Origin of the sequence: Variovorax boronicumulans, from assembly GCF_040544675.1 — a bacterium.
Classification (GTDB): domain Bacteria; phylum Pseudomonadota; class Gammaproteobacteria; order Burkholderiales; family Burkholderiaceae_C; genus Variovorax; species Variovorax boronicumulans_D.
On record NZ_JBEPKK010000003.1, the window covers coordinates 415573 to 431807 of the forward strand.

At 65.7% G+C, this 16235-nt stretch carries 12 protein-coding genes; 5 read left to right on the forward strand and 7 right to left on the reverse strand.

Annotated features, from left to right (window positions below; translation table 11 throughout):
- Positions 1-60: 60 nt before the first annotated feature.
- Positions 61-666 (reverse strand): isochorismatase family protein, encoded by a 606-nt coding sequence (locus tag ABIC90_RS07935; RefSeq protein ID WP_354353540.1) that lies wholly within the window; start codon positions 664-666, stop codon positions 61-63.
- Positions 667-678: 12 nt separating this feature from the next.
- Positions 679-1383 carry a TetR/AcrR family transcriptional regulator gene (locus ABIC90_RS07940; protein WP_354353541.1) on the reverse strand — a complete coding sequence of 235 codons (705 nt, stop codon included), beginning with the start codon at positions 1381-1383 and terminating at the stop codon, positions 679-681.
- Between the two features lie 115 nt (positions 1384-1498).
- On the opposite strand from ABIC90_RS07940, the gene ABIC90_RS07945 reads away from it, so the two are divergent.
- A complete protein-coding gene (locus tag ABIC90_RS07945) occupies positions 1499-3121 on the forward strand; it encodes a 4-hydroxyphenylacetate 3-hydroxylase family protein (protein ID WP_354353542.1) in 1623 nt (540 codons plus the stop codon).
- A gap of 10 nt (positions 3122-3131) precedes the next feature.
- A complete protein-coding gene (locus tag ABIC90_RS07950) occupies positions 3132-3902 on the forward strand; it encodes an alpha/beta hydrolase (protein ID WP_354353543.1) in 771 nt (256 codons plus the stop codon).
- A 9-nt stretch (positions 3903-3911) separates the two neighbouring features.
- Here ABIC90_RS07950 and ABIC90_RS07955 read toward each other — a convergent pair whose 3' ends face one another.
- Positions 3912-4982, reverse strand: a complete 1071-nt coding sequence (locus ABIC90_RS07955; protein ID WP_354353669.1) for a PQQ-dependent sugar dehydrogenase — start codon at positions 4980-4982, stop codon at positions 3912-3914.
- A 301-nt stretch (positions 4983-5283) separates the two neighbouring features.
- Here ABIC90_RS07955 and ABIC90_RS07960 point away from each other — a divergent pair, with 301 nt between their 5' ends.
- Complete coding sequence (locus ABIC90_RS07960; protein WP_354353544.1) at positions 5284-5862, forward strand: C40 family peptidase; 579 nt, start codon at positions 5284-5286, stop codon at positions 5860-5862.
- A gap of 87 nt (positions 5863-5949) precedes the next feature.
- Here ABIC90_RS07960 and lpdA read toward each other — a convergent pair whose 3' ends face one another.
- From lpdA to aceE, 4 genes are read right to left on the reverse strand one after another with little or no spacing between them, the layout of a single operon-like run.
- Positions 5950-7791, reverse strand: coding sequence for a dihydrolipoyl dehydrogenase (gene lpdA / locus ABIC90_RS07965; protein ID WP_354353545.1), 1842 nt, complete (start codon positions 7789-7791; stop codon positions 5950-5952).
- Entirely contained in the window at positions 7788-8381 is a 594-nt protein-coding gene (locus tag ABIC90_RS07970) for an MFS transporter (RefSeq protein ID WP_354353546.1), read from the reverse strand. The genes lpdA and ABIC90_RS07970 overlap by 4 nt, the downstream gene beginning before the upstream one ends.
- Entirely contained in the window at positions 8378-10063 is a 1686-nt protein-coding gene (gene aceF, locus ABIC90_RS07975; protein WP_354353547.1) for a dihydrolipoyllysine-residue acetyltransferase, read from the reverse strand. The genes ABIC90_RS07970 and aceF overlap by 4 nt, the downstream gene beginning before the upstream one ends.
- 49 nt (positions 10064-10112) lie before the next feature.
- Entirely contained in the window at positions 10113-12842 is a 2730-nt protein-coding gene (gene aceE, locus ABIC90_RS07980) for a pyruvate dehydrogenase (acetyl-transferring), homodimeric type (protein WP_354353548.1), read from the reverse strand.
- Positions 12843-13058: 216 nt separating this feature from the next.
- Between aceE and ABIC90_RS07985 the strand changes: the two genes are divergently transcribed.
- Together ABIC90_RS07985 and ABIC90_RS07990 are read left to right on the forward strand one after the other, a co-directional pair.
- Complete coding sequence (locus ABIC90_RS07985; protein WP_354353549.1) at positions 13059-15599, forward strand: PAS domain-containing sensor histidine kinase; 2541 nt, start codon at positions 13059-13061, stop codon at positions 15597-15599.
- Positions 15596-16228, forward strand: coding sequence for a response regulator transcription factor (locus tag ABIC90_RS07990; RefSeq protein ID WP_187109543.1), 633 nt, complete (start codon positions 15596-15598; stop codon positions 16226-16228). The genes ABIC90_RS07985 and ABIC90_RS07990 overlap by 4 nt, the downstream gene beginning before the upstream one ends.
- Positions 16229-16235: the final 7 nt, after the last annotated feature.

Here is a 16235-nt window from a genome sequence, read left to right on the forward strand (position 1 = left end):
TGCAACAGGCTGACGGCTGGAACAATCCGGCCAAGCCCTGCCCAGATCGCCGCAATCGGGCTATCGGACCAGCGCGAGCAATTCGGGAAATGCGGGGTGTTCCGCGGTGCGCAGCCACTCGAAGCCCACCATTTCGGTCGTCACCAGTTCGGCACCGGCACCAGCCAGCCGGTCGAAGGCGGCATCGCGGTTGCGCTCGGTGCGCGAGCCGCAGGCGTCGGTGACCACCCAGACTTCGAACTCGTCTTCCAGCAGGTCGAGCGCGGTCTGCAGCAGGCAGACGTGGGCTTCGCAGCCGGCGATCACGATGGTGTTGCGCTCTTCGGCCGCGGCGGCGGGCTTCTGCAGGTGCTTGGGCAGGCTGCGGGCATTGCCCTGCGGCGCCACCTTGGCCGGCGCGCGCAGCCATTCGCCCAGCCCCTCCTCCATGCCGCTGAAATGCATCTTCGACAGCGTGCGCTGGCACAGAGCGCGGATGTCGGGCACGTTCTCGCCCAGCTTGGAGGGGTTGTGCTCGGTACCAAACACCGGCACCTCGAAGAGCCGCGCCATCTTGCCGAGCCGCACCGCGTTCTGCGCGACCGCATCGCTCTCGAAGATCGCCGGCATCAGCCGCGCCTGGTAGTCGACCAGAACGAGTTGGGAGAGCGAGGCGTCGAGCAGCATGAACGGTGTCTTTCAGGTATCGGTTGAACTGGGCTGAACCGTACCACCGAAAAGATCGGGTTGGCCGGCCAGGGCGGGCTCGCCGGTGTCTTCGGTCATCGCCGCGGCGGCGGCGCGTTGGGTCAATTGCGCCAGATAGGTCTTGAACAAGGCATCGGCCGACTGCCTGAACATGCGGATGCGGCCGGTGTGCTGCATCAGCAGCAGGCCGACGCCGTGGGCGAAAAGCGCCGTGTTCTCCTGCAGCGCGAGGGCCGCGTCCAGGCCCATGGCCTGCAGCGCTTCTTCGCAGGGGTGCAAGGCGTCGTAGAGGCGGTCGTTGAGTTCATGGTCCAGTTCGCTGGTGAGCCCGCGCGGCCGCATGCCGTGCACCAGGTAGAAGCCCAGGTCCAGGTCGCGCGGGTTCGCCGCATAGAAGTCGAACCAGGCCTGGGCCTTGGCGGCCAGGGTCTTGTCCGGCCGGGCCCTGAACACCTTGGCATCGGCCACGGCGGCCTGCAGGCGCAGCAGCGATTCGTCGAGCAAGGCGGCGTAGATCGCCTCCTTGCTGTCGAAATACGAGTAAATGGCGCCCGGCGTGTAGCCGGCCTTTTTCGCGATCTCGCGGATGCTCGCGCCCTCGATGCCCGCCTCGGCGAACACGGTGCGGGCGGCGTCGAGCACCAGGGCACGGCGGGCGTCGGTCAGTGTCTGGCGGCGTTGGAGCTTGGGATGCATGGGCGCCAATATATAGCTCGAATTGTGCAGCCGGCCATTTTTTCAAACGTTGATATAAAAATTGAACAGTGTTCAAATATTTGTGCCAACGATCAAAAACACCGGAGACACCCCGATGAACGCCCCGCTTTCCGCCGCCTCGCTCATGTCCGGCGCCGACTACCGCGAATCGCTGCGCCGCTACAAACCCACCGTGTTCGTCGATGGCCGCCGCGTCGACAGCGTTGCCGACGAGCGCGCCTTCCAGCCCGGCATCAATGCCATCGCCCTCACCTACGACTACGCGCTCAAGCCGCAATACGAGCCGCTGATGACCGCCGTGCAGCACACCAGCGGCAAGCGGGTGAACCGGCTCTCGCACATCAACACCAGCTCGGGCGACCTGCTCAACAAGCTCGAAGCCGTGCGGCTGGTCTGCCAGGAAACCGGCTGCGCCCAGCGCTACCTGACGCACGACGCGCTCAACGCCATCGCCCAGGTGTCGGCCCGCATCGACGATGCCCGCGGCAGCACCGAGCACACCGCCCGCTTCCACGAGTATTTGCATCGCGTGCAAGACCAGGACCTGACCCTGGGCGTCGCCATGACCGATGCGAAGGGCGACCGCAGCCGCCGCCCGCACGAGCAGGCCAACATCGACAGCTACCTGCACGTGGTCGAGCGCAATGCGCGCGGCATCGTGATCTCGGGCACCAAGGCCATCGTGACCGGGGCGCCCTATGTGCACGAGCTGCTGGTCATGCCCTGCCGCAACATCAGCCGGGAAGACGCCGACTTCGCCGTGTGCTGCGCCGTGCCGCTCGATGCGCCCGGCCTCACCATCGTCGCGCGACCGGCCGGGCGCCCCGGCGAAAAGCTGGAACACGGCGACGCCCTCTTCAGCCGCAAGTACGGGCAGAGCACCGGCGTGTGCATGTTCGACAAGGTCTTCGTCCCGTGGGACCGCGTGTTCTACGCCGGCGAATGGGAGCACTCGGGCCACCTGACCTACAGCTACGCCACCCATCACCGCCACAGTTGCATCGGCGCACGCGCGGGTTTCGGCGACCTGCTGATCGGCGCCGGCGCGCTGATGTGCGAGGCCAACGGCTTCGACCCCGGCAAGGAGAGCCACCTGCGCGAGCAGATGGTCGAGCTCATCACCATCACCGAGGGCTTCTTCGCCTGCGGCGTGGCGGCCAGCGTCTACGGCAAGGCCGACGAGCATTGCGAGGTCTTCATGCCCGATCCGGTGTTCAGCAACATCGGCAAGCTGCTGCTGGCCACGAAGATCTACGACATGCACCGCATCGCGCACTATGTGAGCGGCGGGCTCATCGTCACCCTGCCAGGCCCCGACGAAGACCACAACCCGGAGACCGCCGCGCGCCTCTCGGACGTGCTACGCGCCAACCCGGCGATTCCCTACGAGCAGCGCATCGAGACGGCCCGCTTCATCGAAGACCTGACGGCCGGCTACCAGGGCGGCTGGTACAGCGTGATCAGCCTGCACGGCGGCGGCTCGCCGGCGGCGATGAAGCAGGAGATCTGGCGCAACTACCCGGTCGGCTCGAAGGTGGAACTGGTCGAACGCATCCTGGAGCGCGGCATCGCGGCGGACGGCTCGCCTGACGCCGCGCCGCACGACCCGGCACGCGCCATCACGAAGAACCGGCAGCCGGGCAAATGCTGCGACACCGGCTGCACCACGCCCGGCCAGCCGGTGATGGTCGACCTGCCGGCGTCGCGTCGCGCCTAGACTGCGGCGGATGCGGATTCTCCCGACACTTTGCGCGGCGCTGCTGGCCACCGGCTGCGGCGGCTTGCGCACGACCCAAGTCCCGATCGACACCGTGCTCGAAAAGAGCGCCTGCACGCCGAACGCCGACACGCTCGTCGTGATGCTGCCCGGCGCGTACTCGCACCCCGACGAGTTCGTGCGAGAAGGCTTCGTCAGCGCCTTGAACGACAACCGGCTTGCGGTCGACGTGATGCGGGTCGATGCCCACCTTGGCTACTACAACAACAGGACCATCCTCGAGCGACTGAGCCAGGACGTGATGACGCCGGCACGCAACCAGGGCTACAAGGCGATCTGGATCGTCGGCATCTCGGTCGGCGGCTTCGGCGGGCTGCTCTACGCACAGACGCATCCCGGCGAACTCTCGGGCCTCGTGACGCTGGCACCGTACCTCGGCGAACGCGCCCTCGGCACCGACATCGCCAATGCCGGAGGCCTCACCCGATGGACCGGCCCCCTGGGCGCGCCACCGGGCAGCGACGTGCGCGCGCCGAACGAAACGCAGCTCTGGCAATGGCTGCGCGGCTATGCGGGCACCACCGTCACTTATGGCGCGCGCCCACCGCTCTACCTGGGCTACGGCATCGACGACCGATTCGCTTTCAGCCACCGGCTGCTGGCCGCCGCGCTGCCCGCCGACCGCGTCTTCACCACCGAAGGCGGCCACGACTGGCCCGAGTGGACGCGGCTCTGGCGCCGCATGCTGCCGACCCTGCCGCTGCCGGGCTGCCCCGGCTGAGGCGCGCCTTCAGTTCGGCCGCAGGCGCATCAGCTTGCCGTCGGCCTCGTCGGTCAGCACGTACAGCAGGCCGTCCGGCCCCTGCTTCACGTCGCGGATGCGGGCCCGACTGTCGGCCAGCAGCTTGTGCTCGGCGACCACCTTGCCGTCCTTGAGCTCGATGCGGTCGAGGTAGCCGAACTTCAGCGAGCCCACGAAGAGGTTGCCCTTCCAGCCCGCGCCGTAGCGGTCGCTGGTCAGAAAGGCCATGCCCGAGACCGCGATCGACGGCACCCAGTAGTGCAGCGGCTGCTCCATGCCGTCCTTCGAGGTGATGCCTGCACCTATCTTGCCGCCGCCGTAGTTCTCGCCGTAGGTGATCACCGGCCAGCCGTAGTTGCGGCCGGCTTGCGCAATGTTGATTTCGTCGCCGCCCTGCGGACCGTGCTCGTTCGTCCAGAGGCGTCCGTCGGGCGCCAGCGCCGCGCCCTGTGCGTTGCGGTGACCGTAGCTCCAGATCTCGGGCAGCGCGCCCGGCTTGCCGACGAAGGGGTTGTCCTTGGGCACCGTGCCGTCCTTGGCGATGCGCACGACCTTGCCGTGGTGGTTGTCCAGGGTTTGCGCATCGTCCTTGCGGCTGAAGCGGTCGCCCAGCGTGAGAAACAACGTGCCGTCGCGCGCCTCGACGATGCGGCAACCGAAATGCGAGCGGCTCGCGAACTTGGGCTTCTGGCTGAAGATGATCTTCAGGTTCTCGAGCCGCGCACCGTCCGCCGACAGTTGCGCGCTGCCCAGCGCCGTGCTGTTGGCCGAACCGACGGCTTCGGGTTCGGAGAAGCAGAAGTACAGCGTGCGATTCTTTTCGAAGCCCGAGTCGGCCAGCACGTCGAGCAAACCGCCCTGGCCTCCCGCGGCGATGGAGGGCAAGCCTGCGATGGGCGCGCTGACCTTGCCGTCCGCACCGATCAGCCGCAAACGCCCCGGGCGCTCGGTGACCACGAATCGGCCGCCGGGCAAAAAGCTCAACCCCCAGGGGTTCTCGAGGCCGGAGGCCACGATTTCCGGCCGAATTTGCGCCATGGCGATGCCCCACACCCCCATGCCAATGACTGCGGCGGCACCGCTCACCAAGCCGAAGCCGGCTCGAAACTGCAATTTCATGTTTTTTCCCGGTAGTTGCAGCAATCTTGGCGAGAAATAGCGCCCGAATCCAGGAGGCTGGCCAGTTCACCCTGGAGGCAAAGGCCCTTTCAAGGTGAACCGCTTATGGGACATAAAGATCGACCGTTACATTTTTTCTTCGGCCGATTTCAAAAAACTCAAACAAATCAACGATTTGCAGACACATCCGCTATTTCAGATTCAATTGACATAACCGCGCGTCATCAATATCCTACGCGCCATGCGTTTTTTCGTCCTACCCGCGTCCCTCCTGATTGCCGTCGCTGCACATGCAGCCCCCCAACAGGACCGATCCGATGACGAATTGGCCCGCTTGCTCGCAGACAAGGGTCTGATCGGGCAACTCCAGCAGGTCCGTCAAACCGTCACCGAACGAACCTCCGATCTGGTGGTCACCGCCATCGGCTTCCTGGGCGTTCCTTACCGCCGAGGCGGCAACACGGCGGAATCCGGTTTCGATTGCAGCGGTTTTGTCCGCGCGATGTACAACCAGACCGTGGGCCACATGCTCCCCCGCCGCGCCGAAGAGCAAGCCGCCGCCACCGAAAAAATCGACCGCAGCCAGCTCAAGCCAGGCGACCTGGTGTTCTTCAACACCATGCGCCGCGCCTTCAGCCATGTCGGCATCTACGTCGGCGAAGGCAAGTTCATCCACTCCCCCCGCTCCGGCGCGCAAGTGCGTGTGGAAGACATGAACGGCAGCTACTGGCAACGCCGCTTCGACGGTGCCCGCCGCGTGCTGGGCGGCGGATCGGCGGAAGAGCTCAAGGCCGCGGCCGTGACCCACACCGGCAACTGATTCCCTCCGGATTCCGGACGAAAAAAATCCCGCTGCGGCGGGATTTTTTGTGGGCGCTCGACCAGCGAGCGCTCCTCTTTCATCCGGTCAGGCGGCCTTCTTTGCGGGCGGCAGGTCGGTACAAGTACCGTGCGCCACTTCCGCCGCCATGCCGATGCTTTCGCCCAGCGTCGGGTGCGGGTGGATGGTCTTGCCGATGTCGATCTCGTCCGCGCCCATTTCAATGGCCAGTGCGATCTCGCCGATCATGTCGCCCGCATGCGTGCCGACGATGCCGCCACCCAGGATGCGGTGCGTTTCTGCGTCGAACAGCAGCTTGGTGAAGCCCTCGTCGCGGCCGTTGGCGATGGCGCGGCCGGAAGCAGTCCACGGGAAGTGGCCCTTCTTGACCTTGATGCCTTCGGCCTTGGCCTGGTCTTCCGTGAGGCCCACCCACGCCACCTCGGGGTCGGTGTAGGCCACGCTGGGGATCACGCGGGCGTTGAAGGCAGCGCTGGAGAGTTCCTTGTCGCCCTTCTGCTCCCCGGCGATCACCTCGGCCGCCACATGGGCCTCGTGCACCGCCTTGTGCGCCAGCATGGGCTGGCCCACGATGTCGCCGATGGCGAAGATGTGGGGCACGTTGGTGCGCATCTGGATGTCGACCGGAATGAAGCCGCGGTCGCTCACCGTGACACCGGCCTTCTCGGCGCCGATCTTCTTGCCGTTGGGGCTGCGGCCCACGGCCTGCAGCACCAGGTCGTACACCTGCGGCTCCTTGGGCGCGTTCTCGCCCTCGAAGGTGACCTTGATGCCCTCCTTCGTGGCTTCGGCGCCCACCGTCTTGGTCTTCAGCATGATGTTGTCGAAGCGCGGCGCGTTCATCTTCTGCCAGACCTTGACCAGGTCGCGGTCGGCGCCCTGCATCAGGCCGTCGAGCATTTCGACCACGTCCAGGCGCGCGCCCAGCGTGGAGTACACCGTGCCCATTTCGAGGCCGATGATGCCGCCGCCCAGGATCAGCATGCGCTTGGGGTCGGTCGCCATCTCCAGCGCGCCGGTGGAATCCACGATGCGCGGATCGCCCTTGGGCATGAAGGGCAGGCTCACCGCCTGCGAGCCCGCCGCGATGATGGCGTTGCGGAACTTGACGGTCTGCTTCTTGCCGTTGGTGTCCCAACTGGTCCCGGTGCTTTCCTCGACTTCCAGGTGGTAGGGGTCGATGAAGTTGCCCACGCCGCGCAGCACCGTCACCTTGCGCATCTTGGCCATGGCCGTGAGGCCGCCGGTGAGCTTGCCCACCACCTTGTTCTTGTGGCCGAGCAGCTTGGCGCGGTCGACCGTGGGCGCGGCAAAGCTCACGCCCAGGTCGGCGAAGTGCTTGACCTCGTCCATGACGGAAGCGACGTGCAGCAGCGCCTTCGAGGGGATGCAGCCGACGTTCAGGCACACGCCGCCGAGGGTGGCGTAGCGTTCGATCAGCACGACCTTCAGGCCCAGGTCGGCGGCGCGGAAGGCGGCCGAGTAGCCGCCGGGGCCGGCACCGATCACGACCACGTCGCACTCGACGTCGACCTTGCCGCCGTAGGTGGAGGCCACGGGCGCCGCGGCCGGTGTGGGTGCCGGGGCAGCAGCCTTGGCGGCGGGCGCCGCTGCGGCCGGGGCAGGCGCCGGTGCTGCGGGGGCTGGCGCAGGCGCGGCCGCGGCGGCACCGTCCACATCCAGCGTCAGCACGACCGAGCCCTGCTTGACCTTGTCGCCCACCTTCACGGCGACGGCCTTCACCACGCCGGCGGCGGACGACGGAATCTCCATCGAGGCCTTGTCCGATTCGACCGTGATCAGCGACTGCTCGGCCTTGACCGTGTCTCCGACATTGACCAGCACCTCGATCACAGCGACTTCGTCGAAGTCGCCGATGTCGGGCACCTTGATTTGTTGTTCGCTCATTTGGACACTTTCAGTTTGAGTGTGAGAACGTCGACCGGTGGGGCCGAATTGCGATCGAATTCGCAGGCGGCGGCGATCCCCGCCTCCGCCACGTCGCGCGCGCTGCGCGACTTGATGTCATAGGCCGCGTGCATGGCGCCGAGCGCAAAGCTGCGCCCTGAGCCGATAGCCCAGAACTGCTTGAACTCGAACACCTCGCGGTAGCTGTAGATGCCGTAGATGCCGCTCTGGTTGGCCATCAGCATCGTGAACTGGCTCGACTCGTAGGGCTCGTGCTCGTCTTCCTTGGTCTGCATGAAGAACGATTCCTTGAGCACCGGATGCAGCATCGTGAAGGTGCGAAAGATCTCGTGCTTGCTGCCGAACAGGAGCTTCTCGCGCTCCTGCGCGGCCAGCGCGTGCTGCAGCACCAGGAAGTGCGCGGCGGCGCCGGCCATCGCAAACAGGCTGGTGCCCGCCGCGTCCTCGACGGTGAAGATCTTCTGGTTCGCCTCGGCGCGGTGCGAGAGCCGCGTGTCGCCGAAGGTGACCAGAGAATCCGCTGCCATCGTGACCTGGCCGCCCTTGCGGACGGCCACTACCGTGGTCATAGCAGGATTCGACGATAGTCCGCGAGCACCTGGCCCAGGTAGGCGTTGAAGCGCGCAGCCAGGGCCCCGTCGATCACGCGGTGGTCGTAGGACAGCGACAGCGGCAGCGTCAGGCGCGGCACGAACTGCTTGCCGTCCCACACCGGCTTCATCTGGCCCTTGGAGAGGCCGAGGATGGCCACTTCGGGCGCGTTGATGATGGGCGTGAAGTGCGTGCCGCCAATGCCGCCGAGCGAGCTGATCGACATGCAGCCGCCCTGCATGTCGGCCGAGCCGAGCTTGCCGTCGCGTGCCTTCTTGGCCAGGTCGCCCATCTCGGCACTGATCTGCAGGATGCCCTTCTTGTCGGCATCTTTCAGCACCGGCACCACGAGCCCGTTGGGCGTGTCCGCCGCGAAGCCGATGTTGAAGTACTGCTTGTAGACGAGCTGGTCGCCATCCAGGCTGGCGTTGAAGTCGGGGAATTTTTTCAGCGCTGCAACCACCGCCTTGATCACGAAGGCCAGCATCGTGACCTTCACGCCCGACTTCTCGTTCTCCTTGTTGGTGGAGACGCGGAAGGCCTCGAGCTCGGTGATGTCGGCTTCGTCGTTGTTGGTGACGTGCGGAATCATCACCCAGTTGCGGTGCAGGTTCGCGCCGCTGAGCTTCTTGATGCGCGAGAGGTCCTTGCGCTCGACCGGGCCGAACTTCGTGAAGTCGACCTTGGGCCAGGGAATGAGTCCCAGCGCCGCGCCGTCCGCGCTGCCGCCACCGGCAGGCGCCTTGGCCGCCGAGGCCTTGGTGCTGGCCTGGCCGCTCATCACGGCCTTGGTGAAGCCCTGCACGTCTTCCTGCGTGATGCGGCCCTTGGGACCGGAGCCCTTGACCTCTTCGAGCGGCACGCCGAGTTCGCGGGCAAACTTGCGCACCGAGGGCGAGGCGTGCGGCAGGTTGGCGCTGGGTGCCGTGGTGGGATCGTGCGGCGCGGCAGCGGCGGCCGGGCTTGCGGCCGGGCTTGCGGCCGGGGCCGGCGAAGCAGCGGCCGGCGCGGGTGCGCTGGCGGTTGCTGCGGCCGGGGCGGCTGCAGCAGCTTGTGCTGGCGCGGGCGCCGCGGCACCTGCCGAACCTTCCAGGATCGCGATCAGGTCACCGATGTTGACCGTGTCGCCGACCTTGACCTTGAGCTCCTTCAACACGCCGGCATGCGACGACGGAATCTCCATCGAGGCCTTGTCCGACTCCACCGTGATCAGCGACTGGTCGGCCGCGATCGTGTCGCCGGGTTTCACCAGCAGTTCGATGACCGCGACGTCCTTGAAGTCGCCGATGTCGGGCACCTTGACCTCGACCGGGCCGGAGGCTGCTGCGGGCGCGGCGGCCGGTGCAGGCGCCGCGGCTGCGGGCGCCGGAGCGGCAGCCGCAGGGGCCGCTGCAGGCGCGGGCGCCGGCGCTGCGGCGGCACCTTCGGCCTCGAGCACGAGCACCACCGAGCCCTCCTTCACCTTGCCGCCGACCTCGACCTTGATTTCCTTGACGACACCGGCGGTCGACGACGGAATCTCCATCGAGGCCTTGTCCGACTCCACCGTGATGAGCGACTGCTCGGCCTCGACCGTGTCGCCCACCTTCACCAGCACCTCGATCACCGCGACTTCATCGAAATCGCCGATGTCCGGCACCTTCACTTCCACTGCTGCCATATCGTTGTCTCCCGCCGTAAGGCGCCGTTCGTTCGTTGGTTGTTGATGTTCAAGCGTAAAGCGGGTTGACCTTGTCGACATTGATGCCGTACTTCTTGATCGCTTCCACCACCTTGGCCACCGGCACGGTGCCGTCTTCGCTCAGCGCCTTGAGCGCAGCCACCACGATGTAGTGGCGGTTGATCTCGAAGTGCTCGCGCAGCTTGTTGCGGAAGTCGCTGCGGCCGAAGCCGTCGGTGCCCAGCACCTTGTAGGTGCGGCCCTTCGGAATGAAGGGACGGATCTGTTCCGCATAGGCCTTCATGTAGTCGGTCGATGCGACCACCGGACCCGTGCTGGCCGCGAGTTGCTCGGCCACGAAGGGCACGCGCGGGGTCTGGTCCGGGTGCAGCAGGTTCCAGCGGTCGGCGTCCTGGCCGTCGCGGGTAAGCTCGTTGAAGCTCGGGCAGCTCCACACCGAAGCCGACACGCCCCAGTCCTTCTCGAGCAGCTCCTGCGCCGCAAAGCTTTCGCGCAGGATGGTGCCGCTGCCCAGCAGTTGCACGGTCGGCGCTTCCTTGCTTCCCTTGGCGGCCTTGACCACCGGGCCCTGCTTGGACAGGTACATGCCCTTGATGATCTGCTCCTCGGTGCCGGGCTGCAGGCCGGGCATCGGGTAGTTCTCGTTGAGCAGCGTCAGGTAGTAGTAGACGTTGTCCTGCTTCTCGACCATGCGCTTGAGGCCATGGTGCAGGATCACGCCCACTTCGTGCGCGAAGGTCGGGTCGTAGCTCACGCAGTTCGGGATGGTGTTGGCCAGGATGTGGCTGTGACCGTCTTCGTGCTGCAGGCCTTCACCGTTGAGCGTGGTGCGCCCCGAAGTGCCGCCCAGCAGGAAGCCGCGGGCCTGCATGTCGCCGGCCGCCCAGGCCAAGTCGCCGATGCGCTGGAAACCGAACATCGAGTAGTACACGTAGAACGGCACCATGATGCGGTTGTTGGTGCTGTACGAAGTGGCCGCCGCGATCCAGCTGGACATGCCGCCGGCCTCGTTGATGCCTTCCTGCAGGATCTGGCCTGCCTTGTCTTCCTTGTAGTACATGACCTGGTCCTTGTCGACCGGGGTGTACTGCTGGCCCGCGGGGTTGTAGATGCCGATCTGGCGGAACAACCCTTCCATGCCGAAGGTGCGGGCTTCGTCCACCAGGATGGGCACCACGCGCGGGCCGAGCGCCTTGTCGCGCAGCAGCTGCGTGAGGAAGCGCACGTAGGCTTGCGTCGTCGAAATTTCGCGGCCTTCGGCCGTGGGCTCCATCACCGACTTGAAGATGTCCAGCGAGGGCACCGTGAACGCCTCGTCGGCCTTGGTGCGGCGGTGCGGCAGGTAGCCGCCCAGGGCCTTGCGGCGCTCGTGCAGGTACTTCATTTCCGGCGTGTCGTCGGCCGGCTTGTAGAACGGCAGCTCGGCGATCTTGCTGTCCGGAATCGGGATGTTGAAGCGATCGCGGAAGGCCATGATGTCCTCGTCGCTGAGCTTCTTGGTCTGGTGCACGTTGTTCTTGCCCTCGCCGATCTTGCCCATGCCGAAGCCCTTGACCGTCTTGACCAGGAGCACCGTGGGCTGGCCCTTGTGCTTGACGGCCGCGTCGAAGGCTGCATAGACCTTTTGCGAATCGTGGCCGCCGCGGCGCAGTTGCCAGATGTCGTCGTCGCTCATCTTGGCGACCATCTCGAGCGTGCGCGGGTCACGGCCAAAGAAGTGCTTGCGAACGTAGGCGCCGTCGTTGGCCTTGAACGACTGGTAATCGCCGTCGTTCGTTTCCATCATGATCTTGCGCAGCGCGCCGTCCTTGTCGCGTGCGATCAGCTGATCCCAGCCGCTGCCCCAGATCAGCTTGATGACGTTCCAGCCCGAGCCGCGGAATTCGCCTTCGAGCTCCTGGATGATCTTGCCGTTGCCGCGCACCGGGCCGTCCAGGCGCTGCAGGTTGCAGTTGATGACGAACACGAGGTTGTCGAGCTTCTCGCGCGCCGCGAGGCCGATGGCGCCCATCGATTCGACTTCGTCCATTTCGCCGTCGCCGCAGAACACCCAGACCTTGCGGTTCTCGGTGTTGGCGATGCCGCGGGCATGCAGGTACTTGAGAAAGCGGGCCTGGTAGATGGCCATCAGCGGGCCGAGGCCCATCGACACCGTGGGGAACTGCCAGAACTCGGGCATCAGCTTCGGATGCGGGTAGCTCGACAGTCCCTTGCCGTCCACTTCCTGGCGGAAGTTGAGCAGCTGCTCTTCGGTCAGGCGCCCTTCGAGGTAGGCGCGGGCATAGATGCCGGGCGACACATGGCCCTGGATGTAGAGGCAGTCGCCGCCGTGGTTTTCGCTCTCGGCGTGCCAGAAGTGATTGAAGCCGGCGCCGAACATGTTCGCCAGCGAGGCGAAGGAGCCGATGTGGCCGCCGAGGTCGCCGCCTTCGGGCGGGTGGTGGCGGTTGGCCTTGACGACCATCGCCATGGCGTTCCAGCGCATGTAGGCACGCAGGCGCTCTTCGATCTCGAGGTTGCCGGGGCAGCGCTCTTCCTGATCGGGCTCGATGGTGTTGACGTAGGCGGTGTTGGCGGAGAAAGGCTTGTCGATGCTGTGCTGGCGGGCGTGTTCCAGCAGTTGCTCGAGGAGGAAGTGCGCCCGATCGGGGCCTTCGCTCTGGATGACGGAAGACAGTGCGTCCATCCATTCACGGGTCTCCTGGGCGTCCGCATCGTTTGCGGCCGAGCCGAACAGGCTCTCGGGATTTGCCGACATGCTTGTCTCTCCTTTTAGGGCTGTGGCTGTAATTTAGTGCGCTATGCAATAAACGCAGCGAGTTTCGCATAGAAACTTCGTGATTTCAAATGGCGCCTTGTGATTTCTTAATGTGATATTTTTTGACAAACATGCTTTGAAGAGTGACCGCGCGGCAGACGCTGCCACCCTCGCTTTCCCACCGCTCATCAAGGGGGCATCACCTAAACTCGCCCCATGCCTTTTTCCTCTCCGCTGGCCGTCGCCCGCAGTGCCGTGAATGCCTCGCCGCTGTCCTGGTGGCGCACCTGGTGGCGCCGGCAGACGCCGGTGCTGCAAGACGCCGTCGCCATGCTGGCACCCATGGCGGCGGTGCTGCTGTTTCTGGCAGCCATCGTTTCCGCCTTCTGGTACCTGCGTACCGAAGAGGTGGAGCGCGAGCAGGAATCGGTGCGCCGCGACGTCGAATACGCCCAGCAACGCATGCGCCTGCGCCTGCTGGAGCGCCAGGAACAGCTGATGCGCATTGCGCGCGACGCGTCCAACCGCGAGATCGATCCCACCGAATTCACCAGCCGGGCCGAATCGCTGGTGAGCCAGTTCCCCGAGCTGCAGACCATCACCTGGATCGACGACCGCCGCCGCTTCAAGGCCGGTTACGCGGCGCCCAGCGTGCATCCGGCGCAGCAGCACCTGATCGGCGATGTGCTGCGGCCGGGCGACATCGAGAGCAACTACGCCCTCGCACGCGAGCTGCGCCAACCGGTGTATTCGCAGCCCGTGGCCGGCGGCGAACCCGCGGCAATGCTGCAGCTTCACATCCCCCTCTTCGACCAAGGCCTGTTCGCGGGTGTCGTGCTGGGCGAGTTCTCGGTCGATGGCCTTTTGCGCTACGGCATGCCTTCCGAAGTGCAGGCGCGGTATGCGGTTTCGCTGCTCGACGCAAAAGGCAACGTCATCGCCGGCAACACGACCAACCTGAAGGAGAGCGGCACGCGCTTGCTGCCGTGGTCGGAGCGCACCAATGAATACGAAGTGCCGGTGTCGCCCGTCGGCAATGCGCTGCTGCTGCGCGCACAGGCTTACCGCACCTCGCAGGGCGTGGTGGGCAACGGGCTCTTCTGGCTGGTCTGCGCCCTCAGCGTGCTCACCAGCTGGATGCTGATCGGCACCTGGCGCCACACGCGCCGGCGCCTGCAGGCGCAGCAACGGCTGGTGGCCGAAACCAATTTCCGGCGCGCGATGGAAAACTCCATGCTGACCGGCATGCGCGTGCTCGACCTGCAGGGCCGCATCACCTATGTCAACGCCGCTTTCTGCGCGATGACGGGCTGGAGCGAAGCCGAGCTGGTCGGCCAGTCGCCGCCCTTCCCCTACTGGCTCGAATCCGACCGCGAAGTGATGAACGAGCGGCTCGAAGAAGAACTGCACGGCCGCGCCCTGCCCGGCGGCTTCCAGGTGCGGGTGAAGCGCAAGAACGGCAGCGTGTTCAACGCGCGGCTCTACGTCTCCCCGCTGATCGACGCGCGCGGCCACCAGACCGGCTGGATGACCTCGATGACCGACATCACCGAGCCCACGCGCATCCGCGAGCAGCTGTCGGCGTCCTACGAACGCTTCACCACAGTGCTCGAAGCGCTGGACGCCGCGGTGTCGGTCGCGCCCATCGGCAGCGAAGAATTGCTGTTCGCCAACAAGCTGTACCGCCTCTGGTTCGGCTCGGACACCGTCGGCCATCTGGGCATGGTGGCGCAGGCCGGCGTGCCGGCATCGAATGCGCACGACGAAGGCCTGGACGACGTGGACCCCTATGCCGGCCTGCCCATCGACACGCTCACCGCAGCGCAAGCCGCGAACAACGAAATCTTCGTGCCCCACCTCGGCAAATGGCTCGAAGTGCGCTCGCGCTACCTGACCTGGGTGGACGGCCGCCTTGCGCAGCTCGTGATCGCCACCGACATCACGCCGCGCCGCGATGCCGAAGAGCAGGCTGCCGCGCAAGCCGACAAGGCGCAGGCCGCGAGCCGCCTCATCACGATGGGCGAAATGGCGTCCAGCGTGGCGCACGAACTCAACCAGCCGCTGACCGCCATCACCAACTACTGCAACGGGATGATGTCGCGCATCAAGGGGCAGACGATCGACACCGAGGCGCTGCTTGCGGCGCTAGAAAAGACCTCGAAGCAGGCCCAGCGCGCGGGCCAGATCATCCAGCGCATCCGCTCCTTCGTGAAGCGCAGCGAGCCCAACCGCACGCCCGCAGACGTGGCCACCATGGTGAGCGAAGCGGTCGAACTCGCGGGCATCGAGCTGCGCCGGCGCAACGTGCGCCTGAACCACTACGTGGCGGCGCGGCTGCCGGTGGTGCGGGTCGATCCGATCCTGATCGAGCAGGTGATGGTCAACCTGTTGAAGAACGCGGCCGAGTCCATCGATCTTGCGGACCGGCCGCTCGCGCGCCGCAGCGTCGAGCTGCGCGTGCTGCCCAAGACCATCGAGGGGCAGAACGCCATCGAGTTTTCGGTGCAGGACACGGGCAAGGGCCTCTCGCCCGAGGTGATGGATCGGCTGTATGAAGCCTTCTTCTCCACCAAGCCCGAAGGCATGGGCATCGGGCTGAATCTGTGCCGCACCATCGTCGAGTCGCACCGCGGCCGGATGCAGGCGGAGAACATCTACAATGGGCCGGATGTGATCGGATGCCGTTTTTCCTTCTGGATTCCGGTGTTGGACGCTATCAGTTCCGTAGCTAGCGACGAGGCAAAGGTACCTGCATGAGTTTGATTCCGAAGAAGGGCACGGTCTACGTCGTCGACGATGACGAAGCCGTACGCGATTCGCTGCAATGGCTGCTCGAAGGCAAGGACTACAGAGTCCGCTGCTTCGATTCCGCCGAATCCTTTCTCTCCCGATACGACCCGCGCGAAGTCGCCTGTTTGATCGTCGACATCCGCATGGCCGGCATGACCGGCCTCGAATTGCAGGATCGGCTGATCGAGCGACGCTCCCCGCTGCCGATCGTGGTCATCACCGGCCACGGCGACGTGCCGATGGCGGTCGACAGCATGAAGAAGGGCGCCATGGATTTCATCCAGAAGCCCTTCAACGACGAAGAGCTCGTCACGCTGGTCGAGCGCATGCTCGAACACGCGCGCGGCGCCTTCACGCAGCACCAGCAGTCGGCCAGCCGCGATGCACTGCTGTCCAAGCTCACCGGCCGCGAGGCGCAGGTGCTCGAGCGCATCGTCGCCGGCCGCCTGAACAAGCAGATCGCCGACGACCTGGGCATCAGCATCAAGACGGTGGAGGCGCACCGCGCCAACATCATGGAAAAGCTCAACGCCAACACCGTGGCCGATCTGCTCAAGATCGCACTCGGACAGGCGGCCCCCGTGGCCAAGGCCTAGAAGCTAT